The following is a 22,633-nucleotide window of genomic DNA, read 5'->3' on the forward strand; positions in this document are numbered from 1 at the left end:
CTTTTTTGTAACAAAGAATGGAGGGGTTTTGTGTTAAGCCAGAATCTGATGGAAAAAATCCTTGACTATGCAGTCAGCCACGGTGCAGATTTTGCTGAAATTTTCTGCGAAGATGTACGCAGAAGCAATCTGACCGTATTGGGAGAAAAAATCCTCAACTCATCTTCGGGAAGAGAAAAGGGAGTGGGCATCCGCCTGTTTAAGGGGCTGGAGAGCGCTTACCTGTATACTTCCGATTTAAGTGAAGCGGAAATTTTCCGCCTGCTGGAAGAAACCTGCCGCTATCGTGACGGAAGCTTTGAGCGTGCAGCGCTGGAAGCAATGCGCCGTGTTTCGTTAAATCCAATCAGCCGCTATCCGCAGAGCGTCAGCTTAAAGGATAAAATGGCACTTGCAAACCGTGTTGTTTCTGCTGGTAAGAAGGCAGATGAAACAGTCAGCCAGGTTCGTGTCAACTATGTTGATATGGATCAGAAGGTTTGGATTGCAAACAGCGAAGGTTTATTTGTAGAGGATAACCGCGTTAAGACCAGACTGCATATGACCGTTTTCTGTGAGGAAGGCGGCGACAGACAGTCCAGCTATGTTGGACCTGGTGCAATGAAGGGATTTGAGTTCTATGACGAGATCAATGTCGAGGACTATGTAAAGCAGGCAGCAAAGAAGGCAAAAGCAATGCTGCATGCTAAAGCATGCCCGACAGGAAGAATGCCGGTTATCATCACCAATGGATTTGGCGGATTGTTCTTCCACGAGGCATGCGGACATTCTCTGGAAGCATCCGGTGTAGCAAAGGGCAACTCCGAATTCTCCGGAAAACTGGGTCAGAAGGTAGCTTCTGACAAGCTGACTCTGATTGATGATGGTTCGATTCCGGGTCAGTGGGGTTCGCTCAAGGTGGATGACGAGGGTGTACCGACCCAGAAGAATGTACTGATCGAAAATGGTATCCTCAAAGGATATATGGTAGATAAACTCAATGCAAGAAGAATGGGATGTGCTCCAACTGGTTCCTCCAGACGCCAGAGCTTCCGTTTTGCTCCAACTTCCCGTATGACCAACACCTATATCGCACCGGGAGAAAGCACACCGGAAGAGATGATCGCAGCAACTGAGCGCGGCATCTTTGTCAACAGCATCAACGCAGGTTCGGTAAATCCGGCAACTGGAGAGTTTAACTTCAACACCAGCGAAACCTTCCTGATCGAAAACGGAAAGATCACCACACCGGTACGTAGTGCAACCCTGATCGGTACTGGCGGCGATATTCTGCAGAAGGTGGATATGGTCGGAAACGACTACGCACTGGGACAGGGCTTCTGCTACGCAGCAAGCGGTGCGCTTTATATCGGAGCAGGTCAGCCGACCGTCCGTGTAACTGAAATGACAGTAGGAGGGGATCAGGCATGATGGTATCGGAGAAAACAGCACTCAGAGAACTGACAGAAAAGCTCAAACAGGAAGGTTTTGCAGACATTCGTTTTTATATTGCAAAGACCAGAAAGTTTGGACTGAATGTTCTGGATGGCGAGAAGGAAAAATCGGTTCGTTCCAGTGAAAGTGTTTATTTTGTGGAAGCTGGCAAGGATGGAAAAAGATGTTGTACCTTCTTTAATCAGCTGGACTGTGCAGAAGATGTTGTAGAGCAGATGCAGGTTTCTGCAATGGCATCCGAAGAAGATTACCACCCAATTCCAGCATTTGAGAAGGAATTGTCCTATACAGAGGAGTTTGCTTCGCTGGATGAAAGGGAAGCAGCAGAAACTCTGGTAAAAGCAGAGCAGGTTCTGCGCAAAGAAAGCAAGATTGACTCGGTCAGCGATTGTTCCTGTCATCAGTATGATGAGGAAATTATTCTGATGGACGATAACGGAACTACTCTGACCGACTATGGACATTCCGTTTCGGTTTCGTTGGGCGTAGTTTCCCGCGAAGATGGCGACACCGAGATCGCTTGGGGCGGACGCAGTGCACAGAGCCTCGATGCAATTGATACCGAAGCACTGGCACAGGAAGTAGCAGAGCTTGGCGCACAGCGCCTACATGCAAAACCGATTGCTTCGGGAAAATACGCGGTTATCCTCAAAAACGATGCAGCAGCAGAACTGCTGGAAGCATACCTTCCAATCTTTTATGCGACCGAGATGCAAAACGAGATGAGCTCTCTTGCAGGAAAAGAAGGGGAAATGATCGCAATTTCCGATATCAACCTTGTGGAAGATCCTCAGTTTGCACAGGGCAGAGTACATCGTCACTTCGATGATGAGGGCACACCAGTCAGCAAAAAATACCTGATCCATGCAGGAAAATTTGAATCGGCTCTGTACAACCGCAAGAGTGCGGGCAAAGCAAACTGCCAGAGCAGCGGTAACGGATTTAAGTCGGATGTACAGGCAGCAGTCGGCACCGGAGTCACAAACGTTGTGTTCGAGAGCATTTCCGGCAATACCCTTTCGATGGAAGAACTCTGCCAGAAGATGGGAAATGGTCTGGTTGTAACAGGGCTGGAAGGTGTGTTTGCAGGTGTCAGCACCATTACCGGTAATTTCTCTCTGCTGTGCAAGGGAATGGTTGTAGAAAATGGAAAGATGACAAAGCCGTTCTGTGAGGTTACCATTGCAGGCAGCATCTATGACTTGCTCAAAGAGATTGTTGCAATCGGAAACGATCCGGTTCCAACAGCATCCGGAAGCCAGTTTGTACAGACTCCTTCTCTGCTTCTGAAAGGTTTGGCTGTCTCGGGATTGTAACCGAAGAAAGATTGTGCTATACTAGGAAAAGGGAAATTAAGCATATATTTTGACAAAAATATATGTAAAATTATGTAAAAGTTGTACATACGACAGGCTGCAAAAGCAGCCTGTCGCTTAACGACCCAGTCTGATTTTATGAGTTTAAATAGACAAGGAGTGTGGCAACATGGACATTTTGAAGAACACAGAAGCAATGGGAAAACGAATCTTTGAGGATTTGCAGAAAATCAACTTTATTCGTACCAGCACTTCTCCAGAAGAAACCAAAGCGGCTGAAATCATCCGCGATGAGCTTGCAAAAGTTGGTCTGGAAGCTGTAATCGAGGAATTCCCGGTTCAGACCGCAGACATCGAGAAGGTTTCCCTGACAGCAGCAGGAAAAGAGTGGGAAATTCAGGGCTATCGTCGTTCCGGCAGCACACCGGCAGAAGGTCTGACCGCTCCATTTGCATATGTTCAGCAGGGAACTGATGTTGACCTGTATGATAAAAAAGGCATGATCGTCCTTGTCAACAACGGCAAGATGAACGAAGAAGTTTACGAAAGAATGGTTCGCTACGGTGTAGCAGCATTCCTGACCTGGAACGGCAACGTTTCCGATGTTCGCGAACAGACCGATCTGCCAGAAAGAGAACTGCGCGGTTGGGCTCTGCGTTACGGCAAGATCCCAGGCGGTGTTCTGCGCGCAATCGATGCAATGGAACTGGTAAAAGCTCAGCCTGAAACTGTAACCTTCACCCTGATTCAGGAAGATGTTACCCGTCCATCCAGAAACGTTATCCTGCACATCAAAGGCACCGATGAAACCGAACAGAACATTACCTTCGGCGCACACTTTGACAGTGTGCAGTTCAGCCATGGTGTATATGACAACGGTGCTGGCTCGGTTATCCTGATGGAGCTTGCACGCCACTATAAAGAGAACCCACCAAAGAGAAACCTGACCTTCTGCTGGTACGGTTCCGAAGAGTGCGGTCTGCTCGGCTCCAAAGCTTATGTAGAAGCACATAAAGAAGAACTCAAAGATATTCAGCTGATGATCAACGTCGACGTTGCAGGTCCTGTTCTGGGCGCTGACTGGGCTGCTGTTATGGCAGATGAATCCCTCTGCCGCTATGTAGAATACCTCTCCAAAGAGCTTGGTTTCTCCACCGACGTTACTCAGGAAGTGTACTCCAGTGACTCGGTTCCATTCTCCAATGAAGGTGTTCCAGCTATCAACTTCTGCCGCTTTGGCAGAAACGGCGGTGCAATGATCCATTGCCGCCACGACGTAATCGATTACCTCGATTACAAGAACTTCGGCAAGACCGCAGCTTTCGTTCAGGAATTCTCTGACCGTATGGTAAACTCGGTTGTATTCCCAGTTCCAAGAAAGATGCCGGAAAATATGGTAGAAGCAATCGACAAATATCTGCGCAAAAAGAGAGTCGACGAGAAATAATTCCTCTGACAATCGAAAACAGCTGCTTTTTCTTTTATTTAAAACAGAAAATTTTTGTTAGCCTATTGCAATTTGTCTACAGAAAAGGTATACTATAATCAAAGAGAAAATAAACTAAATCGGTATACTTAAGATAAACACGATAACAAAGAAAGAAGGAAATGAATATGAAATTTTACGTATGCAAACACTGTGGAAATATTATCGCTTATGCAAAAAACAAAGGTGTTCCGGTTATGTGCTGCGGCGAAAAGATGAGCGAACTGGTTCCAGGAAGCGTTGACGCTGCAACCGAAAAACACGTTCCAGTTATCTCGGTAGAGGGCAACAAAGTAACCGTAACTGTTGGTGAAGTAGAACATCCAATGGCTGAAGAGCACTTCATCGAGTGGATCGCTCTGGAGACCCAGGAAGGCAACCAGCGCAAAGAGCTCAAACCAGGCAGCAAGCCACAGGCAGTATTCATGCTGGCAGAGACAGACAAGGCAGTTGCTGCTTACGCATACTGCAACCTGCACGGTCTGTGGAAAGCAGAAGCTTAATTTTGACATCTAGTTTAAAACTTTTCCCCTAGATTACTTTTCTAAAAGCAAAAGGACCATCATGGCAAAGCCTTGATGGTCCTTCTGTTATCTTGACGGAGGAGGCTTTTCTTCGTATAATGGTTCTATGTTTTTACAGATTGGAGAAAATAAATGGGAAAAGCAGATAAAATTATTTTAGCAATCATCGCATTTGTGGCGCTGGTTTCGATGGGGATTTTTTTGCTGATGTGGCAAAACCAAACGGAGGGTGCAACAGCACTGGTTTCCATCGACGGGGAACAGATCATGGAACTTAAGCTCGAACAGGAGAAGGACCGGCAGATCGACCTTTCAGAATATGGGGTCGAGGTTGTGCTGGAAATCAAGGACCATCAGATCCGGTTTTTATCCTCGGACTGTCCCGACCATCTATGCATGGGCTTTGGATGGATCGATCATGAACCGCAAAGTGCGGTCTGTATGCCAAACCGTGTGGCAATCTCGATTGTTGGAGAATAAAAAAAGCACTCATCAAAAGATGAGTGCTTTTTTCATGTTATGCGGTTTTTGCAGGCATTTTGCGGATGAGCAGCCAGCAGAAGCTGAGAATCATTGCTGCAACAACAAGGAAGATTCCCGATACAATAAATGGATGGGATGAAGGATAAAGGAAAATCGCGTCAATGTATGACTCAAACGGTTCTATCAGGAAAATTGCCAGCATTCCACATCCGCCCATCAGAGTACCAACGATCCATTTTCCTGTCTTGTTCAAGCGATAAAATCCACTGGTGATAAGGTATCCGACAGAGGTTAGCATGAGGTACTCACAGAAATAATAGACAGTGCCTGCAATAAGGCGAAGAAAAACGTTGTCGATCTGGATGGAAAAAACAAAGGAACCGATGGGGAAGTGGAGCAGCAGACTTAACACCAGCAGCAGAATAAGGTTAATCAGTGACATACCGAGGCAGATGGTTCCGGTAGAGAAAAGCCAGCCCTTAAACAGGGTTTTGCGGGTGGAACCAAACTGTAAATGAAACAGAAAGTTTGCTCGGAAGGTGTTCATACCGTAGACAAACAGAAACCAGGCGGTGCTGGCTTCCAGCCCGGAAGTGGAACTATCGGAAGACATTCCAATTGAGGCAATGGCAAAGATGAGCAGGATAATAATATAATAGATCGTAAGTGCAGAACGACATTCTTTTAATTGAAGACGAAAGGACGTTGCAGTATTCATCGAGATTCCTCCTCTTATGATGGGTTTTCGCTGCCTACCAGCTGCACAAATAGCTGCTGTAAGCTCAGTCCGGTGACTTCCAATGTGTCAGGAACTTGTTCCCGTTCTCCCAAGATGGCGGTGGTTTTCAGTCCGCCGACGACACTGGAACCGATTACATTTTTGCCGGAGCAGTAGTCATCCACATCGGAGATTCTGCCAGATACGCAGTATCCCTGTGCAAGCAACTGCTCGGAGGATTCGTCGATCAGCACCTTGCCGTGGTCCAGAATAATAACATTTTCCAGAAGCCCTTCCACTTCACTGATCAGGTGGGTGGACAGCAGGATGCAGGACGGAGACTCACTGTAACTTTCGATCAGCAGTTTGTAAAACAGCTCGCGGTGGAAGGCATCCATACCCAGTGTCGGTTCATCCAGAAACAGGAACGGTGTGTGTACCGATAAGGAGAGAACTGCGCGCAGGACCGATTTGTAGCCGGTGGAGAGAGCGGTATATTTTTTGTTTAAATCAAGCTCAAAGCGCTTTGCATAGTCCAGACACTGTTGTTTGTCAAAGCTGGGATAGATTTCTGACATGAGTTGAATGAGCTTGTGTGCATTCATTTCGGCAAAGTAGGAAGTTTCGGTGACCAGAAAAATCTGATGCTGCGCTTTTTCGTTTTCCCAGACATTTTGTTCGTCCAGTGTAATAGAGCCTTCGGTCGGCTGGATGTAGTTGGTGATCAGGCGGAGAAGGGTGGTTTTGCCGGCGCCGTTTCGACCAAGTAATCCATAGATTTTCGGTTCATCTAAGCACAAGTTTACTCCATTTAAAGCAGTGGTGTCCCCAAATTTGCGGGTCAGATTATGACAGCTTAGTTTCATCTTGCAAATCCCCTTTCAATCCATTCCTGAAGTTTTGCAGGTTCGATGTCGAGACGTTTTGCCTCCTGTACCAAAGGCAGGATGTATTGATTATAAAATTCCTCCTGCCGCTTTTCTTTCAGCTTCTGCACAGCTCCTGACGCAACAAACATGCCGATTCCTCTTTTCTTATAGACGATTCCGCCATCCACCAGCAGGTTGATTCCCTTGAGTGCGGTAGCGGGATTGATTTTGTAGTTTGCAGAAAGTTCGGTGATCGAGGGGATCTGTTCTTCTTCCCCGTAGATGCCGGACAAAATTTCATCTTCCAGTCCCTGCGAGACCTGAAGGAAGATTGGTGTCTGGCTTTGAAAGTCAATCTTCAATCTGTGTCCTCCTCTCTGGTTGTATACTGGTTAGTTAGTTGAGTAATTAACTATGGTTCCATTATAACCACGTCTAATTCGTTTGTCAAGGGGAGCAGAAAAAATTATGGAAGAATTTTCATGGAAAAGGATTTTTTTAAAACCTTTTTCCAAAAATCTTTTTTACAAAAGGGAAAAAGTGTGTTATACTGAACACTGTGAATCAAAGGGATGCACAGCATGAAACAGAAAGGATTGTCAAACAGAATGTTGCTTTATTTATTGTTGCTGCTGATACCAGCTATGATGATTGGATGCGGATTGCGCTGGAGAAGAAAACCACCGAAATACCCAAAACATCAGGATACCGTTTTTGGAGGAATTTTCTTTATTGATTACCGCACCGAGTGGGCAATGAAGAGCATTGAAACTTGGAACTATTCGCACATCTGCTATGGCAGAATGATGCTGCCAATCGGCATTGTAGCAATGGTATTTTCGATTGTAGGAATCATTTTGCTGCCGCTGATGACAGCAGCAAAATGGCTGATTGTCATGGATATTATCGGTATTTCGATTCCATATTTTTCGATTGAGAAAAAGCTCAAACAGAACTTTGACCAAAAGGGAAGATGGAAAGAAGGACTGTAAAAGACTAGAAAAATCCCGGAACTTTGGTTCCGGGATTTTTTGCATCTATTGACTATTAGCAAAGAAGTCAAATTATTTTTGTAGAATGATGTGATAGAATTTGTAAAAATATTATGCTATCATTGTAATAAAAAATATCTGGTATGAAAACTAAAATCTATGGAGAGAAAAGATGGAACAGAGTAAACAGATAAAATGGAACGGAAAAATCACAGTAGTAAGTGTTTTATGGCTGATAGCAGCTACGGTTTTGCATGGCGTATGGAGTGTGGTTATCAGCGCATTTTGTCTTTGCTTTTTGATTTGGTCGGGATGGTGTCAAAGAAAATATTCGTTTTCGACAATCCTCCTGTCAATATTATGTATGCTTACCGTAGTTTCCGGCGTAGTATTTGTGGTTGATCACGCTGCACCAACCAAACTATTAGAGTCACTCTGCGAAAAGATGATTGCTTCTCCGTCGGAGTATCAGGTGATTGATCGGCAGCAGCAGGATATTACCGAGCGTTTTTTGCAGGAGATATCCGAACAGAAGGATGAAGAAGCTCTGCGAAAAATGATTGTGGATGAAGTATCATTTATTTCATGGACAGATCAGGAGGAAAAGACTCTGGATGGAGATAGGACAGAAACTCGTTTTGTGAGCAAATTTTATCATTTGGGTAAAACAGCAACAGAGAATCCAAAATATTATGAGATGATTACTTCTATCCGATCAAGTTTTATTCGTGATAATCAAACAGGTAAAATCCTGGAATACGAAAACGGAGCAATGAGTGAGGAAGATTCCTATATTAAAGGTGGTCAAAAAATCCACGCCAATGGATTTTCCAACGATGCCCACTTGAGTGAGGATAAAAAATCTATTTCTTTTTCTGAAAGTTTTTATGTGGAGCTTTCGGATAAAAGAAAGCAGGGAACTTGCGAAGCAAAAGTGGAGTTTTAAGTTAAATGAAAAGGAGTCTGAGAAAACTCTCAGACTCCTTTTATTAGAACAAATTAAAATCCATCTTCTTGGAAAGATATTCCAGAATCTTGATGCCGCCAATGCTGTTGCCTTTTTCGTCCAGAGCAGGTCCGAATACACCAATTCCCATGCGGTCAACCAGTGCAGCTGCGATACCGCCACCGACACCGCTCTTTGCAGGGAAGCCGACAGTCATGGCAAATTCACCGGAGCCATCATACATGCCGCAGGTAAGCATCAGCGCACGAATTGCTTTTGCACTTTCCGGCTCGATGAGCACCTCACCGGTGGATGGGCAGGCACCGTGATTTGCAAGCACTGCACTCATCTGGGCAATGTCCACCGCAGTGACATTGACCGAGCACATCTTGAAGTAAAAGTCCAGACATTCCTCGACGTTGCCTTCCAGAATACCGGAGGCTTTGAGGTAATAGGCAAGAGCGCGGTTGCGGTCACCAGTGGATTTTTCCGAGAGATAGACCGCTTCATTGAGGGCGATTTCTTCGTTGCCGCAGACTTTGCGGATAAACTGCAAGAATCGCTCAAATTTTTCGTCCGAATCCTTGCCGTCGATGCAGCTGGCAACAGTGATTGCGCCGGCATTGATGAACGGATTAAACGGTTTGGTCTTGGTTTCCAGCTTGATGATCGAGTTGAACGGGTCACCGGTTGGTTCGACTCCCACCTTGTCATGGAACAGATAGTCCGCGCCGCGGTCGCTGATGGCAAGGATCAGCGAAGCAAGTTTCGAGATACTCTGGATGGTAAATGGGGTGCGGGTGTCGCCGTATTCCATCACAGTACCGTCCAAGCCGACAATGCAGGCACCAAGGTGATACTTGTTGACCCGAGCAAGTTCGGGGATGTATTCGGCAGTTTTGCCGAACTTAATGAAACATTCTCCGTATTTAACAGCGTCCTGAAGACACTCTTGCGTAAGCATAACATCTTCCTCCCTAAAAAGTCTGTTATCCTTATTTTACAACAGATTTTTCAGGATGCAAGCCTTTTGCACACAGAAAAAACAACCATTCAGGAGATCGTCTTTTGTTTTATCTGCTGCAGAATATGTTCTGCAGCAGCGTAGGCTCCCCCAGCACGGTGGAAGCTCTCAGATATTTCGGCCGCTTTTTGATATAGATGAGGATCTGATAGAACAGCTTCCACGGCTTTCCGGATCGATTCTGGTTGCCCTTCTTTGAGAAGTAATCCGGCTCCCAATTCCAAGACACGGTTAGCGACACCGGACTGTTCCTGCGTTTGTGGGAAGAGCACCAGAGGAACACCACAATACAGGCTTTCACTGACGCTGTTCATACCACAGTGAGAAAGAAACACATCCGCCTGCTGCAAAATAGCAAGCTGATTGACCTGATGTTCTACCGTACAATTTGGCGGTATTGTCCCCAGTGAGCTGATGTCGACTTCGTTTCCTACAGACAAAATTACAGCATACTTCTCATCGGAAAAGGCAGCCAGACAGTTTTGATAGAAATGGGGCAGTCTGTTATTGACAGTGCCCATAGAAATGTAAACCAGCTTTTTTCCCGGAGTTTTGGAAATAGGGGAAGGAAGGCAAACGGAAGGACCTACAAAAGCATACTTATCGGAAAAGGTATCTGAGCAGGGCTGGAACTCTTTGGAGGTATAGACAATGGTAGGGGTACCCTCTTCATTTTGGAGGATAGAAAGAAAGTTTTTGACAGGATATCCCTGCTTTTTCAGTCGTTTGAGGTCACGATGAACGCCTGGAAGAGATTTGAGCGTAGACAGCATCTGATGCAAACTGGGCTTCATTATCCGGGCAGAGAAACGGTTAAAAGCAAAGGTTGTCGTGGAAGAAACAAACGGAATACCAAGTTTATATGCAGCAAATTTCCCCCATACTGCCATCGAGTCGGCAACGATACAGTCGGGCTGGAATTCTTTCAATGTCCGGCAGATCATTTCATCCAAAGCCAGAGCCGTATCAGTCAGAATATGGATAGAACAGGCAAGATCAAACGCAACCTGTGCCTGATTGTCCGAATTGACTGTCGTCTTCCCATATTCATCGCAGGAAATAAAAACGGCTCCGCTTTCTTCGATTTTTTCTCGAAACGCCAGATAAGAATAGTATCGTACCTCACAACCGCGTCGGGTCAATTCTCGAACAACTGCAAGGGTTGGATTAGTATGTCCATGGGCAGGAATGCAGAAAAAAGCAATCTTATACATACAATTCCCTCCTTATTTCCGGATGATACAGTAAATAAGGACTATTCATCCTCTTTCAGATTTTTAATATCCTGCGCAAATTCCATAGACTCAGTTTCCGGATGCTCCGGATAGATCTCTCTTGCTTTTCCTGCAAAGATTGCATCAGCAATATGAGAAAAAACTTCGTAACGTTCCAATGCGATTCCTTTCTCAGCATCGGCAAGAAGAATCATCGTATCACCGGGATAAATCCCAAACATTTGGCGTACTTCTTTTGGAATTACGATCTGACCCTTTGGTCCAACCTTGACTGAACCCATAAATTTTCCATTTTTCATTGAAGACGGCATAGGATCACCTCATGAATAAAAGTATAACTTATATAACTAATTATACTTTAGATTTCTGTATCCGTCAATCTCTTTATTTAAACAAAAAAAGGACCTGTCCGATCGGACAGGTCCTTTGCAGGTTTCATCAAAAAACTTAGATGAGAGCCAGAGTGTCTCTAGCGATTGCAAGTTCTTCGTTGGTTGGGATAACCATAACTTTAACTTTGGAATCAGCAGTAGAGATAACTTTGTTTTCGCCTCTGGTGTGGTTAGCTTCTTTGTCAACTTTAACGCCGAGGTAACCCCAGTATTTTTCGCAGAGTTCTTCACGGATTTCGATGTCGTTTTCGCCAACACCAGCAGTGAATGCGATAGCGTCAACGCCGTTCATAGCAGCTGCGTATGCACCAACGTATTTTGCAATGCGGTAGGTGTAAGCATCCAGAGTAACTTTAGCGAGGTGGTGACCTTCTTCAGCAGCTTTGGTGATATCTCTGCAGTCGGAGGACAGGCCGCCGCTCATGCCAAGCAGACCGGATTTCTTGTTGAGCATGTTGAGAACTTCGTCAACGGATTTGTTTTCTTTGTTGCAGATGTACTGGATAACAGCTGGATCCAGGTCACCGGAACGGGTACCCATGATCAGACCTTCCAGAGGGGTCAGACCCATGGAGGTATCTACACATTTGCCGCCGATAGAAGCGGAAACGGAAGCACCGTTACCGATGTGGCAAACGATAACTTTTGCATCAGCTGGGAGGTTGCCGAATTTGATTGCTTCTTTGGAAACAAAGCCGTGGCTGGTTCCGTGGAAGCCGTAACGACGAACACCGTATTTTTCAAAGTATTCGTGTGGAATTGCATACAGGTAGGATTTTTCATCCATGCCCATACCGAAGGTGGTGTCAAATACAGCTACGTTTGGTTTGCCTGGGCAAACTTTTTCGCAAGCTTCGATACCCATCAGGTTAGCTGGGTTGTGGAGAGGACCGAGGTCGAAGCATTCACGGATAGCAGCTTTAACATCTTCGTTAACAACGATGGATTTTGTGAATTTTGTGCCGCCGTGGAGTACGCGGTGACCAATAGCATTGATTTCATCAACGGAAGCGATAACGCCGTGATCTTTGTCGGTCAGAGCGTCCAGAACGAGCTGTACTGCTACAGAGTGGTCTGGCATTGGAGTTTCAACAACATAGTTGTCTTTGCCAGGAACTTTGTGGGTCAGGACAGAACCGTCGATACCGATTCTTTCGCACAGACCTTTGGTCAGAACATGCTCATTTTCCATATCAATCAGCTGATATTTCAGAGAAGAGCTTCCGCAGTTTAAAACGAGAATTTTCATATCAAATTCCTCCCATAATTTTTAACGCCGACTGCCCGAAAAAAGGGGCAGATTGACACGATTTTACACTTACTATATTATTATATCTAACGAAAGTTTTCAAGTCCAAATATCAAATTTCGGAGTTTTTACTCAGGTTTTTTTGTCAATTAAATTGAAGTATCAAAAGATATGATGTTTTGCCTGATCTTTTAAGAGATATAAAATATAGAAAATCCATCCGGGAAGGAGAAAACAAAATGCAGATTGGGGCAGTGATTGCCGAATACAATCCCTTTCATAAAGGACACCAGTGGCAGTTGGAACAGATAAAAAAACAGGGTATCAGCCATGTGGCAGTGATCATGAGCCCGGATTTTACCCAAAGGGGAACACCAGCTGTCTTTCCAAAGCGAGTGCGTGCTCAGGCTGCTTTACAAAATGGAGCAGATTTGATTTTGGAATTGCCGGTCTGTTACGCTTGTGCAGGGGCACAGGGTTTTGCATTTGGTGCAGTACAGCTGGTCAAGGCGATGGGCTGTGTCGACTTTTTAGCGTTCGGGGCAGAGGATGCAGACCCTATGCTGCTTTGGCAGGCAGCGGATGCATTGGAACATCCACAGGTGCAGCTTGTCCTCAGAGAAAAGCTTGCCGCAGGAATTACCTTTGCTAAGGCAAGGGAACTTGCTGTGGAACGCGTTTTTGGAAAAGAGGTTTCTCAGGTTTTGCAAAAGCCCAACAATATTCTGGGCGTGGAATATCTGGCACAGCTGACAAAGAAAAGCAGTATTCAGCCGCTGCCGATTTCCCGCATTGGAAATGCGCATGATGGAAAGCCGGAAGAGGGGTTTGCTTCTGCAAGCCATATCCGCAGCTTGATTTTAAGTGGAAACTGGGATGAGGCAAGGGAGTATCTTCCGCAATCGGTATGGGAAATTTATCAGCAAGTAATACAAAACGGGGAGACAGCCTGGATGCAGACAGGAGAGAGGGCAGTTCTGTCTGCCTTACGCCGGATGAGTCGGGAGCAGATGGCAGCATTGCCGGATGTTTCGGAGGGAATTGAGAACCGACTGTATCAGGCAGTGAGAAAGAGCTGCGGTATCGAAGAACTGTATGAGCAGATCAAAACCAAACGGTATCCGCTGTCAAGGGTGAGAAGGCTTGTGTTATCTGCATTTTTACAGATTCCATCGCAGATGCACAAGCAGGTACCGCCTTATCTGCGGGTGCTGGCGATGAACGAGAAAGGCAGGGAGATTCTGGGCAGGATGAAGCAGACGGCAACCCTGCCAGTATCGGCAAGTCTGGCAAAGCTTGAGAAAATTTCCCCACAGGCAGCACAGTTTGCAAAACTGGAAGCGGAATGTGCCGATCAGTACCGGATATTTACGGAACGGATTTTTTCCTGCGGCAGCGATTATGCGGGGGTTTGCAAAAATTAGTAAAAATAGGGGTACATGCAAAAACAGAAGTTTGCGAGTGATTGTTTTTAATTGATCAGCAATTTTACTGCCAGCACGCTGGCACAAAAGCCCATCAGATCTGCACAGAGCGAAGCCGGTACAGCGTACCGGCTTTTTTTGATGTTAGCCGCCGAGCAGTACAGCGCAATGGTATAAAAGGTGGTTTCGGTGGAACCCATCATAACGCTGGCAATCTTTCCGATCAGGCTGTCCGGACCATATTGAGTCAGGATATCCTCAAAGACAACCAGCGCACCGCTGCCTGAGAGGGGACGAAGCAGGGTAAGGGGAAGAATTGGAGAGGGAATCCCCAAAGCGGCAGCAGGAGTCTCCAGAGCCCGGGACAGAAGCTGCAGAGCGCCGGAGGAGCGAAAAGCGCTGATAGTCAGGGTAAGAAGCAGCAAGGCGGGAAACATGTTTAAAACGATTTTAAGTCCGTCACAGACCCCGGTGGAAAAGGCAGAGACAAGATCCACCTTATGGGTTAAGGCATAGGCAAAGATCAGGCAGATGAGAAAGGGAATCATAAAAGAAGACAGAAAGCTCATGCGTTTTCCCTCCTTATGATTTTGGAATGAGAAGGGAGTTTTGCGTTAGCAATATGAGCCATTCCTTTTGCGGCAATAATACCGGTGGTGACCGAAAGAACGGATGCCATCCATACAGCAGGCAAAATCTCCATGGGAGCAGCGGAGCCAGCCTGTAAGCGCAGAATCGCGGCAGTGGTTGGAATTAATTGCAGGGAGGCGGTATTGAGCAGAATGAGCAGGATGCTGTTGTCGCTCGCAACGGACGGGTCAAGACAGGCACGCTGAAACTGTGACACCGCACAGATTCCCGCCGGAGCGGCCGCTGCTCCCAGTCCCAGCAGATTGGCGGCAAGGTTCAGGCAGACCGCTTGAGCAGCCGGAGAGTCTTTTTTGATGCCGGGAAATAGCAGGGAGAGGATGGGAGAAAAAAATTTTGATAAAAAGCGCAGCAGACCGGACTGGCGAGCAACCTCCATGACACCACTCCAAAGGCAGATACTGCATCCAACCGTGACGGTCAGTTCAACCGCCTTTTGGGGGGAATCAAGCAGTTGATTGCACAAAAGGTCCATCTTTCCATTGAATAAAGCGGTAACCAGGGAGAACATCAGAATCAGTAAAATCAGGAAATTCAGCATACAAAAAACTCCTTGCTTTGATGTTTTGTGACACTGCTCGACAATCAGTCACGAAAAGTTAACTTTTTTCATGCAAATTTTCCAAAAAATGGGAATATTCTCGATTGACAGCATTTAACAAATCAGGTATATTTATCAAGAACCGACAAATCTTGCAAATAAAAAGGAGTGTTAAAAGTTGAAATCGACGGGAATCGTAAGAAAAGTGGACGAATTAGGACGAATCGTTCTTCCAATTGAATTAAGAAGGGTCATGGACATCCAGATTAAGGACTCGTTGGAGATTATGACCGAGGATGATCGCATCATTTTGAAAAAATATGAGCCATCCTGCGTGTTCTGTTCCTCCAAAGAAAACCTGGAAGAGTTTAAAGGCAGATGCATCTGCAAAAAATGCAGGGAGGAACTGTTAGGAAAATAATTGGTGGGAATATTTTCCAGGTTCTTTTTAACGTATGAGAGAAAAATGCAGAATAGAACGTACAGAAACTGCTCACAATAACATTGTCCTTAAAAATGATAAGGAGATGTTATTATGATTGATAAACTGGTACTTGCGCTGGTAGTAATCGGTGCACTCAACTGGGGAAGCATCGGTATTTTTCAGTTTGACCTGGTAGCTGCTCTGTTTGGCGGTCAGGCATCCATGATCAGCCGTATTGTTTATACCCTGGTTGCACTGGCTGGTGTCTGGGCGATTTCTTTCTTTTTCCGGGATACCGAAGTGCATCATGAAACGGCAAGAGAACGACGGATTTAGCAAAACAGAAAAAGAGCGGTGAGGCTTTGCCTCACCGCTCTTTTTCCTTTAATCTTAAACAACAAACAAGAAAGAAAAATAGTTAAACAAAAATCCAATCAGCATAATTCCGACTGTTACGATGGAAAAGAATACTGCCAAAAGTTTTGGTTTTACTGCTTTTCGCAGCATGATCATCGAAGGAAGGGAAAGTGCAGTTACCGCCATCATAAAAGAAAGAATGGTTCCAAGTCCTGCACATTTTGCAAACAGACTTTCGGCAACCGGAATGGTGCCGAAGATATCGGCATACATCGGTACACCAACCAGAGTTGCAAGAGGAACCGAATACCACTTATCACCGCCGAGCACCGTCTCAACAAAAGACTGCGGGATAAAGTTGTGAATCAATGCACCAATACCAACACCGATGAAGATGTAAGGAGCAACCTTTTTTACGGTGGCGACAACCTGATCCTTTGCGTATTCCAGTCGGTCGGAAAGGCTTAGCTCGGGAGAATCCAGATCGATTCTTCCTGCCTTGCGGATAAATTCTTCCACCTCATTTTCCAGATGCAGGCGCTCAATCAGCGAGCCGCCCAGTACCGCCAGAACCAGACCAACGATAACATAGGCGATTGCAACCTTTCCGCCAAAGATGCTGGTTAACAGAACCAGCGAGCCAAGGTCTACCAGAGGGGAGGAAATCAGGAAGGAAAAGGTAACACCCAGCGGAAGTCCTGCACCGGTAAATCCGATAAAGAGCGGGATGGAGGAGCAGGAACAAAATGGAGTGACGGTACCGAGCAGTGCAGCAAGGGTGTTTGCTCCGATGCCGTGGAAGCGGCCAAGAATCTTTTTGGTGCGTTCCGGCGGAAAGTAGCTCTGAATATAGGAGATGACAAAAATCAAAACAGACAGCAGGACAAAAATCTTGATGGTGTCATAGAGAAAAAACTGAACAGCACCGCCGATTCGGGAGCTGATATCCAGCCCTAGGGCAGTCAGAAGATTTCCAATCAGAGCATTGAGCCACTTCATTCCCAGAATTTGATCCTGAAGGAAAAACCACACGTTTTGTACGATAGCCATAAAACATTACACCTCAAAACAGATTGATAAATATCGATATATTGTGGGATAAAATCGGCCGCCTTACCAATGTTCGGCGACCGGTTTTTGTTATTTTTGCAGGAGCTTTACGATTTTATCGGTGGAAACAACCTGACCGCTGATAATGAGCTTTCCGTCCTTCATCAGGGAAGGAGCAGTCATGACGCCTAATTTCACGATCTCCATCAGGTCTTCGACCTTTTCGAGTTCTGCCTCAATCCCCAGCTGAGCGATTGCCTGTTTGGTATTTTCGTACAGGCGGTCGCAGTCCTCACAGCCAGTACCGATTACTTTGAGATTCATCATGATTTTTCCTCCTTAGTTTTTCAGCTGCATTGGCAGTCCGACGGTTTCTTCCCATGCGCTCATAATTTTGCGGATGACAGCAGGGCCAATCTTAGAGATAAATACCATCTGGGATTTTTCCTGTGGTTCACATGGTTTTACATCCACACGTTTTCCAACCAGATCGATCTGATTCCAGCCTTTGCCGGAGAGATGGAAGAAGCCCTTTGCACGGTAGAGGTCAGCTTCCACAGCCTGAAGGAAGTGCTCCAGTTTTTCCAGCTCTACTTCGCCTTCGAAGTTTAAGAACAGGGTTTTTGGTTTGGTTTCCTCAGAGTTGGTGGTTTCTTCGCCTTCTGCCCAACGATACTGCATCAGATCTTCGTTTAAGAAGGAAAGGTCGAGGTTTCCGTTGGAGCTGACATCAATGCGGCAGACAGGGTTGATCTCACGGATTTTTTCTTTCAGTTCCATGATGCGCTGACCATCCACAAGATCTACCTTGGTGAGCACAGCAAGGTGGCAATGTTTGAGCTGACGGTAAACGGTTTCCAGGTCATCAAGCTGGTCAAAGAAGTTGACAGCGTCCACCAGACAGATTGCACCTTTGAAGTTGTATTTATCACCGCACAGAGTAGCGGCAGCAGAGAGGATTTCTTCCACATTGGATGGATCGCCCAGACCGGAACTTTCGACAAACAGGTAATCAAATTCGTGTTCTGCCATCTCTGCCAGAGCCTGAACAAAGGAGAGCTTTAAGCAGGAACAGAAGATGGAGCCGCGGTTGATCTCCACCATCTGGATGTCGTCGTTGCGCAGGATGGTGCCGTCAATGCCGAGCTTACCAAATTCATTCTGGATGATGCCCACCTTTTTGCCTTTTAAGCTGTCCAGCAGTTTTAACAGGATGGTGGTTTTACCGGAACCTAAAAATCCGGTCAGAACATAAAGCTGTGTTTTGTTTTCCATGATACCGTTACCTCGCTTTTCGGAATCAGAACAGCCGCAATCGCATCTATCGCTGCGGCTATCCAAAGTCAATGTATTTAAAAGCTGACAAGCAGCTTCGACTCCTGGCTTATTAATGGAATAGTGGGTCCATTTTCCCTCTTTGCGCCCATTTACCAGTCGGGCATCGCAGAGAATCTTCATGTGGTGGGACAAAGTCGGCTGGCTGATTTCCAGTTTGTTGAGCAGCACACAGGCACATTTTTCGCCGCCTTTGAGAATGTCGAGTATTTTCCAGCGGTTTTCATCCCCAAGCGCTTTGAAAATCGCCGCTCTATTTTGATAGCAAGAATCCATCCCATCACCTCATATTGATATATTTCGATATATAGTATAATCAATACATAGATAAATGTCAATATGTATGATAAAAAAATCGGGACGATTCTGAAAATCGTCCCGAAAAGCAAATTAATATTTGCGTTTGAGCATATTTTTCATGCGGTACATGTTTGCAAGACGGCGGCGGATGGTTTTTTCCTCGTCGATCTCAACGGTGCCGTCATCATGAATGACCAGCCAGCTGCCTTCCTCTGCGCCTTCTGGAAGACGTTTTCTTGGGAAAGCATCGAGCTGTCCGTCCGGTGTCTGGCAGACAACATAGGTTTCCTCAAAGCGGTCGATAATCAGTTCTCTCATATTGTGACACTCCTTTTTGTGCGGTTATGGTTTTTCGGTGCGGACCGAGATGTTCTCTCCGTCACTGGTAAAGGTGATATTGCCCGAAAGGTCGGTGCGGTAATATTCTACCCCCATTTCTTCCAGCTTTTCTACGGTTTCCTCGTGCGGATGGCCGTATTTGTTGCCGCGTCCGCAAGAGATAGAAGCATATTCCGGGGAGACTGCGTCCAGATATTCCTGAGAAGAAGAGGTGGAACTGCCATGGTGTCCCATGGTCATCATATCGCAGTCAAGGTTCGCGCCGCTTTGCAGCAGAAGTTCTTCCATAGGGGTTTCCTGGTCACCATTAAACAGGAAGGAGGTTTCTCCAAAGTCAAGGCGGCAGACCACCGAGGTGTTGTTGAGGTCATCGATATCTTCGGTAACAGGGCCCAGAATGGTGACGACCGCTCCGCTGCCAAGGTCAATGGTCTGACCAGGTGTGGTGGTGGAGAGAGGAATGTCCTTTTCCTCAATAACATCCAGCACATCCTCAAAGGTTTTGGTGGTTGGAACGATTTTGTCCGGAATTGGTCCGAAGAACACTTCGCCAACCGGAATTTCCTGCATCACAGTATCCAGTCCGCCGATATGGTCAGAGTGAGGATGGGTCGCGATAGCATAGTCGATTTTCTCAAGTCCCAGCGTATCCAGGAAGGTGAGGACATCGTCGCCCATATTGTTTTCACCGGCGTCGATGAGCATGGATTTTTCTTCGGTGGTGATCAGGATGCTTTCTCCCTGACCGACATCAATGATGTAGACCTTAGCCTGACCGGAGGTCGGCAGCGTCGGAGTCGGGGAGGTAGGACCGCCATAGAGGATGCGGTCGATGGTATTCATGCATTCGGTCAGCAGAGAGGTGTCCAGCCCTATCATATCGCCGCCAAAGGTCAGGATACTTAAGATAACGGCGATGACGGCAAAGACCGAAATAACCCATTTGGGAAGGGCCTGCTGATAGGAATTTTTGCGTTTACGTTTTGCCATAGAAAAAAGGCCTCCGGTTTATCTGTATTTACGGGAACGGGAAGAACGGGTATCGTTGGTCAGCACGCCGCCGCGGTCAACCACCGGTGTCTTGCGAGAAGTGTTTCTTCCTCGGGTATTTTTGCTGGCAGGTTTGCCTGCTCTGCGGGAATCCTGCTTTTTGTTTGGTGCAGGCTGCTGCTTGTGGGTGCGGATATATTCGATATCCGGAGTGACCAGACAGTTTGGTCCGTTGCCAATCAGATCCTCGCGGTGAGCGCGGATGAGCGCCTCGATGACATTGCGACGGTTTTCCGGTTTATAGTATTGCAGCAGGGTGCGCTGATAGAATTTTTCTTCCGCTGTTTTTGGAACATAGACCGGTTCCATTGTCTGCGGGTCGAGTCCGGTATAGAACATGCAGGTGGAGTTTGTACCCGGGGTTGGGTAGAAGTCCTGTACCTGCTCCGGGCGCATGTGGTGTTTTTTGAGGTAAACGGCAAGTTCCACCGCATCCGCGATGGTGCAGCCAGGGTGGGAGGACATCAGGTAAGGAACCAGATACTGTTCCTTGCCGATTTTCTTGGTTTCCTCATAGAAACGCTTGCAGAAGCGGTCGAAGTCCTGAACGTGTGGCTTGCCCATCTTGTCCAGAACGTGGTTGACACAATGTTCCGGTGCAACCTTGAGCTGTCCGCTGATGTGGTATTTTACCAGCTCCTGCATAAAGGTTGGGTCTGGATCAGCGATTGCATAATCGTAGCGGATGCCCGAGCGGACAAACACTTTCTTGACGCCCTTGATCTTGCGCAGTTTGCGCAGCAGGTCTATATATTCGCTGTGGTCGATGTCCATATGCGGACATGGTTTCGGAGCCAGACACTTGCGATTCTGGCACAGACCGTATTTCAGCTGCTTTTTGCAGGAAGGATAGCGAAAGTTTGCGGTTGGGCCGCCTACATCATGGATATATCCCTTGAATCGTGGATTGCGGGTCATTTCTTCCGCTTCTGCGATGATGGATTCCTCGCTGCGGGAAACGACCTGTCTGCCCTGATGGAAGGTGATGGCGCAGAAGTTGCAGTTGCCAAAGCAGCCGCGGTTCTGCATGATGGAAAATTCGACCTCCTCGATGGCATCTACACCGCCGAGTTTTTCGTAGGAAGGGTGATAGGTGCGGGTGAATGGGAGCTTGAAAACTTCGTCCAGCTCTTCACGGGTGAGGGTCGGCATTGGAGGATTCTGTACCAGATATTCGGTGTCGGTCTGTTTCTGGACAATAATCTTGCCGTAGACAGCATCCTGCCACTCGTTTTGAATCTGATGTGCCTTGGCATAGCTTTCCTTGTTTTCGGAAACCTTACGGAAAGAAGCACAGGAAACGCTTTCAGCAGGGATCTCATCCTGAGTGCAGAGATAACAGGTGCCGCGGATATCGCGGATGGAATGGATATCTTTGCCCTCCTGCAGCTGTTCAGTCAACTGCTTGATGACCTTTTCGCCCATACCATACAGCAGCAGATCGGCCTGAGAGTCGATCAGGATGGACGGACGGACCGCATCATCCCAGTAGTCGTAATGGGCAAAACGGCGCAGAGAAGCCTCCAGGCCGCCGATAACGATGGAGGAATCAGGGTAAAGCTCGCGCAGTTTGCGGGAGTAAACGATGGTTGCGCGGTCAGGACGTTTGCCAGCCTTGCCGCCAGGGGTATAAGCGTCGTCGCTGCGTTTGCGTTTGGCAGCGGTGTAGTGGGCAACCATCGAGTCGATGTTGCCTCCGGTGACCAGAAAGGCATATTTTGGTTTGCCAAATTCCTGATAGTCCCGGTCGGATACCGGCTGTGAGATGATGCCGATGGAAAATCCCAGCGATTCAATCAGGCGGGAGATGATGGCAGCACCGAAGCTCGGATGGTCAACATAGGCATCGCCGATGATATAGACAAAGTCAAGCTGATCCCAGCCGCGCTCGAGTGCCTCCTTTTTTGTGATAGGAAGAAATGTTGAGCTCATGCTACGCTCCTTTTTATTTTGAAAGAGTGTTTTTTCATCTGATACCAGATAGTATACCATAGACAAGGCGTTCTGGCAAAGAAAATCAGGACATAAAAAAACCGGATACAGATTGCTCTGTATCCGGTAAACTGTAAACTAGGTTTAAAATCAGAACTATTTGAGTTCGATTTCTGCGCCAGCTTCTTCCAGTTTTGCTTTGATTTCTTCTGCTTCTGCTTTGGAAGCGCCTTCTTTGATTGGCTTTGGACATTCGTCAACCAGAGCTTTTGCTTCTTTCAGGCCGAGACCAGTGATCTCTTTAACGATTTTGATAACGCCCATTTTGCTAGCGCCAGCGTTTTTGAGGATAACGTCAAATTCAGTTTTCTCCTCAGCAGCTGCAGCAGCAGCAGGAGCAGCTGCAACAGCTACAGGAGCTGCAGCAGAAACGCCAAATTCTTCTTCCAGTGCTTTTACGAGCTCAGCAAGCTCAAGAACAGTCAGTTCTTTAACATTTTCAACAAATGCTAAAACTTTCTCAGAAGCCATGATAGTACCTCCATAATTTTCAAATAAAATGTAG

26 protein-coding genes and 1 pseudogene are annotated in these 22,633 nt (G+C 46.6%); 10 read left to right on the top strand and 17 right to left on the bottom strand.

What is annotated here, in order from left to right; genetic code table 11:
- The first annotated feature begins 30 nt into the window (after positions 1 to 30).
- From BQ5375_RS00735 to BQ5375_RS00755, 5 genes are all read left to right on the top strand, one after another.
- Positions 31 to 1,410, top strand: coding sequence for a TldD/PmbA family protein (locus BQ5375_RS00735; RefSeq protein ID WP_022131426.1), 1,380 nt, complete (start codon positions 31 to 33; stop codon positions 1,408 to 1,410).
- The gene (locus tag BQ5375_RS00740; protein WP_076917264.1) at positions 1,407 to 2,750 is read left to right on the top strand and encodes a TldD/PmbA family protein; all 1,344 of its coding nucleotides are present in this window, start codon (positions 1,407 to 1,409) and stop codon (positions 2,748 to 2,750) included. Before BQ5375_RS00735 ends, BQ5375_RS00740 begins: the two co-directional genes overlap by 4 nt.
- Positions 2,751 to 2,919: 169 nt before the next feature.
- Positions 2,920 to 4,197, top strand: coding sequence for a M28 family metallopeptidase (locus BQ5375_RS00745; RefSeq protein ID WP_022131428.1), 1,278 nt, complete (start codon positions 2,920 to 2,922; stop codon positions 4,195 to 4,197).
- A gap of 167 nt (positions 4,198 to 4,364) precedes the next feature.
- Entirely contained in the window at positions 4,365 to 4,739 is a 375-nt protein-coding gene (locus BQ5375_RS00750; RefSeq protein ID WP_022131429.1) for a desulfoferrodoxin family protein, read from the top strand.
- 153 nt (positions 4,740 to 4,892) lie between these two features.
- Complete coding sequence (locus BQ5375_RS00755; RefSeq protein ID WP_022131430.1) at positions 4,893 to 5,240, top strand: NusG domain II-containing protein; 348 nt, start codon at positions 4,893 to 4,895, stop codon at positions 5,238 to 5,240.
- A gap of 37 nt (positions 5,241 to 5,277) precedes the next feature.
- Here BQ5375_RS00755 and BQ5375_RS00760 read toward each other — a convergent pair whose 3' ends face one another.
- The 3 genes from BQ5375_RS00760 to BQ5375_RS00770 are packed head-to-tail and all read right to left on the bottom strand — an operon-like array spanning position 5,278 to position 7,192.
- Positions 5,278 to 5,961, bottom strand: coding sequence for a hypothetical protein (locus BQ5375_RS00760; RefSeq protein ID WP_022131431.1), 684 nt, complete (start codon positions 5,959 to 5,961; stop codon positions 5,278 to 5,280).
- Positions 5,962 to 5,975: 14 nt separating this feature from the next.
- Positions 5,976 to 6,827: an ATP-binding cassette domain-containing protein gene (locus BQ5375_RS00765; RefSeq protein WP_022131432.1), complete on the bottom strand. Its 852-nt coding sequence runs from the start codon at positions 6,825 to 6,827 to the stop codon at positions 5,976 to 5,978.
- On the bottom strand, positions 6,824 to 7,192 hold the full coding sequence (locus BQ5375_RS00770; protein WP_022131433.1) for a GntR family transcriptional regulator: 369 nt from the start codon (positions 7,190 to 7,192) through the stop codon (positions 6,824 to 6,826). The genes BQ5375_RS00765 and BQ5375_RS00770 overlap by 4 nt, the downstream gene beginning before the upstream one ends.
- 219 nt (positions 7,193 to 7,411) lie before the next feature.
- On the opposite strand from BQ5375_RS00770, the gene BQ5375_RS00775 reads away from it, so the two are divergent.
- Both BQ5375_RS00775 and BQ5375_RS00780 read left to right on the top strand, forming a co-directional pair.
- Positions 7,412 to 7,822, top strand: coding sequence for an SdpI family protein (locus tag BQ5375_RS00775; RefSeq protein ID WP_076917265.1), 411 nt, complete (start codon positions 7,412 to 7,414; stop codon positions 7,820 to 7,822).
- Positions 7,823 to 7,994: 172 nt separating this feature from the next.
- Positions 7,995 to 8,768, top strand: coding sequence for a hypothetical protein (locus BQ5375_RS00780; protein WP_022131439.1), 774 nt, complete (start codon positions 7,995 to 7,997; stop codon positions 8,766 to 8,768).
- Between the two features lie 43 nt (positions 8,769 to 8,811).
- Here the strand turns inward: BQ5375_RS00780 and glsA are convergent, their stop codons facing one another.
- From glsA to BQ5375_RS00800, 4 genes are all read right to left on the bottom strand, one after another.
- Positions 8,812 to 9,732 carry a glutaminase A gene (glsA, locus tag BQ5375_RS00785; protein ID WP_022131440.1) on the bottom strand — a complete coding sequence of 307 codons (921 nt, stop codon included), beginning with the start codon at positions 9,730 to 9,732 and terminating at the stop codon, positions 8,812 to 8,814.
- An 89-nt stretch (positions 9,733 to 9,821) separates the two neighbouring features.
- A complete protein-coding gene (locus BQ5375_RS00790; protein ID WP_076917267.1) occupies positions 9,822 to 11,006 on the bottom strand; it encodes a macrolide family glycosyltransferase in 1,185 nt (394 codons plus the stop codon).
- A gap of 41 nt (positions 11,007 to 11,047) precedes the next feature.
- The gene (locus BQ5375_RS00795; protein WP_022132405.1) at positions 11,048 to 11,338 is read right to left on the bottom strand and encodes an AbrB/MazE/SpoVT family DNA-binding domain-containing protein; all 291 of its coding nucleotides are present in this window, start codon (positions 11,336 to 11,338) and stop codon (positions 11,048 to 11,050) included.
- Positions 11,339 to 11,474: 136 nt separating this feature from the next.
- Positions 11,475 to 12,668: an acetate/propionate family kinase gene (locus BQ5375_RS00800; protein WP_022132902.1), complete on the bottom strand. Its 1,194-nt coding sequence runs from the start codon at positions 12,666 to 12,668 to the stop codon at positions 11,475 to 11,477.
- A gap of 239 nt (positions 12,669 to 12,907) precedes the next feature.
- Here BQ5375_RS00800 and BQ5375_RS00805 point away from each other — a divergent pair, with 239 nt between their 5' ends.
- Entirely contained in the window at positions 12,908 to 14,092 is a 1,185-nt protein-coding gene (locus tag BQ5375_RS00805; protein WP_076917270.1) for a tRNA(Met) cytidine acetate ligase, read from the top strand.
- A 47-nt stretch (positions 14,093 to 14,139) separates the two neighbouring features.
- Here the strand turns inward: BQ5375_RS00805 and BQ5375_RS00810 are convergent, their stop codons facing one another.
- The gene (locus tag BQ5375_RS00810; RefSeq protein ID WP_076917271.1) at positions 14,140 to 14,661 is read right to left on the bottom strand and encodes a spore maturation protein; all 522 of its coding nucleotides are present in this window, start codon (positions 14,659 to 14,661) and stop codon (positions 14,140 to 14,142) included.
- Positions 14,658 to 15,281: a nucleoside recognition domain-containing protein gene (locus BQ5375_RS00815; RefSeq protein ID WP_076917273.1), complete on the bottom strand. Its 624-nt coding sequence runs from the start codon at positions 15,279 to 15,281 to the stop codon at positions 14,658 to 14,660. Before BQ5375_RS00815 ends, BQ5375_RS00810 begins: the two co-directional genes overlap by 4 nt.
- Positions 15,282 to 15,459: 178 nt before the next feature.
- On the opposite strand from BQ5375_RS00815, the gene BQ5375_RS00820 reads away from it, so the two are divergent.
- On the top strand, positions 15,460 to 15,702 hold the full coding sequence (locus BQ5375_RS00820; RefSeq protein ID WP_022132906.1) for an AbrB/MazE/SpoVT family DNA-binding domain-containing protein: 243 nt from the start codon (positions 15,460 to 15,462) through the stop codon (positions 15,700 to 15,702).
- 114 nt (positions 15,703 to 15,816) lie between these two features.
- Positions 15,817 to 16,041: a DUF378 domain-containing protein gene (locus BQ5375_RS00825; RefSeq protein ID WP_022132907.1), complete on the top strand. Its 225-nt coding sequence runs from the start codon at positions 15,817 to 15,819 to the stop codon at positions 16,039 to 16,041.
- Positions 16,042 to 16,095: 54 nt separating this feature from the next.
- Here the strand turns inward: BQ5375_RS00825 and BQ5375_RS00830 are convergent, their stop codons facing one another.
- The 8 genes and pseudogenes from BQ5375_RS00830 to rplL all read right to left on the bottom strand — a co-directional run bounded on the left by BQ5375_RS00830 (position 16,096) and on the right by rplL (position 22,599).
- Complete coding sequence (locus BQ5375_RS00830; RefSeq protein ID WP_076917275.1) at positions 16,096 to 17,112, bottom strand: permease; 1,017 nt, start codon at positions 17,110 to 17,112, stop codon at positions 16,096 to 16,098.
- Positions 17,113 to 17,202: 90 nt separating this feature from the next.
- On the bottom strand, positions 17,203 to 17,436 hold the full coding sequence (locus BQ5375_RS00835) for a thioredoxin family protein (RefSeq protein WP_076917317.1): 234 nt from the start codon (positions 17,434 to 17,436) through the stop codon (positions 17,203 to 17,205).
- A 15-nt stretch (positions 17,437 to 17,451) separates the two neighbouring features.
- The gene (locus BQ5375_RS00840) at positions 17,452 to 18,387 is read right to left on the bottom strand and encodes a CobW family GTP-binding protein (protein ID WP_076917318.1); all 936 of its coding nucleotides are present in this window, start codon (positions 18,385 to 18,387) and stop codon (positions 17,452 to 17,454) included.
- Positions 18,388 to 18,476: 89 nt separating this feature from the next.
- A pseudogene (locus BQ5375_RS14095) lies at positions 18,477 to 18,723 on the bottom strand (ArsR/SmtB family transcription factor); the annotation flags it as partial.
- 114 nt (positions 18,724 to 18,837) lie between these two features.
- A complete protein-coding gene (locus BQ5375_RS00850; RefSeq protein ID WP_022132911.1) occupies positions 18,838 to 19,065 on the bottom strand; it encodes a DUF3006 domain-containing protein in 228 nt (75 codons plus the stop codon).
- 24 nt (positions 19,066 to 19,089) lie between these two features.
- Complete coding sequence (locus tag BQ5375_RS00855) at positions 19,090 to 20,076, bottom strand: ComEC/Rec2 family competence protein (RefSeq protein ID WP_022132912.1); 987 nt, start codon at positions 20,074 to 20,076, stop codon at positions 19,090 to 19,092.
- An 18-nt stretch (positions 20,077 to 20,094) separates the two neighbouring features.
- Positions 20,095 to 22,068, bottom strand: coding sequence for a YgiQ family radical SAM protein (locus BQ5375_RS00860; RefSeq protein WP_083687458.1), 1,974 nt, complete (start codon positions 22,066 to 22,068; stop codon positions 20,095 to 20,097).
- 156 nt (positions 22,069 to 22,224) lie between these two features.
- The gene (gene rplL / locus BQ5375_RS00865) at positions 22,225 to 22,599 is read right to left on the bottom strand and encodes a 50S ribosomal protein L7/L12 (RefSeq protein WP_022132914.1); all 375 of its coding nucleotides are present in this window, start codon (positions 22,597 to 22,599) and stop codon (positions 22,225 to 22,227) included.
- Positions 22,600 to 22,633: the final 34 nt, after the last annotated feature.

This window comes from Negativibacillus massiliensis, from assembly GCF_900148495.1.
Classification (GTDB): Bacteria; Bacillota; Clostridia; order Oscillospirales; family Ruminococcaceae; genus Negativibacillus; species Negativibacillus massiliensis.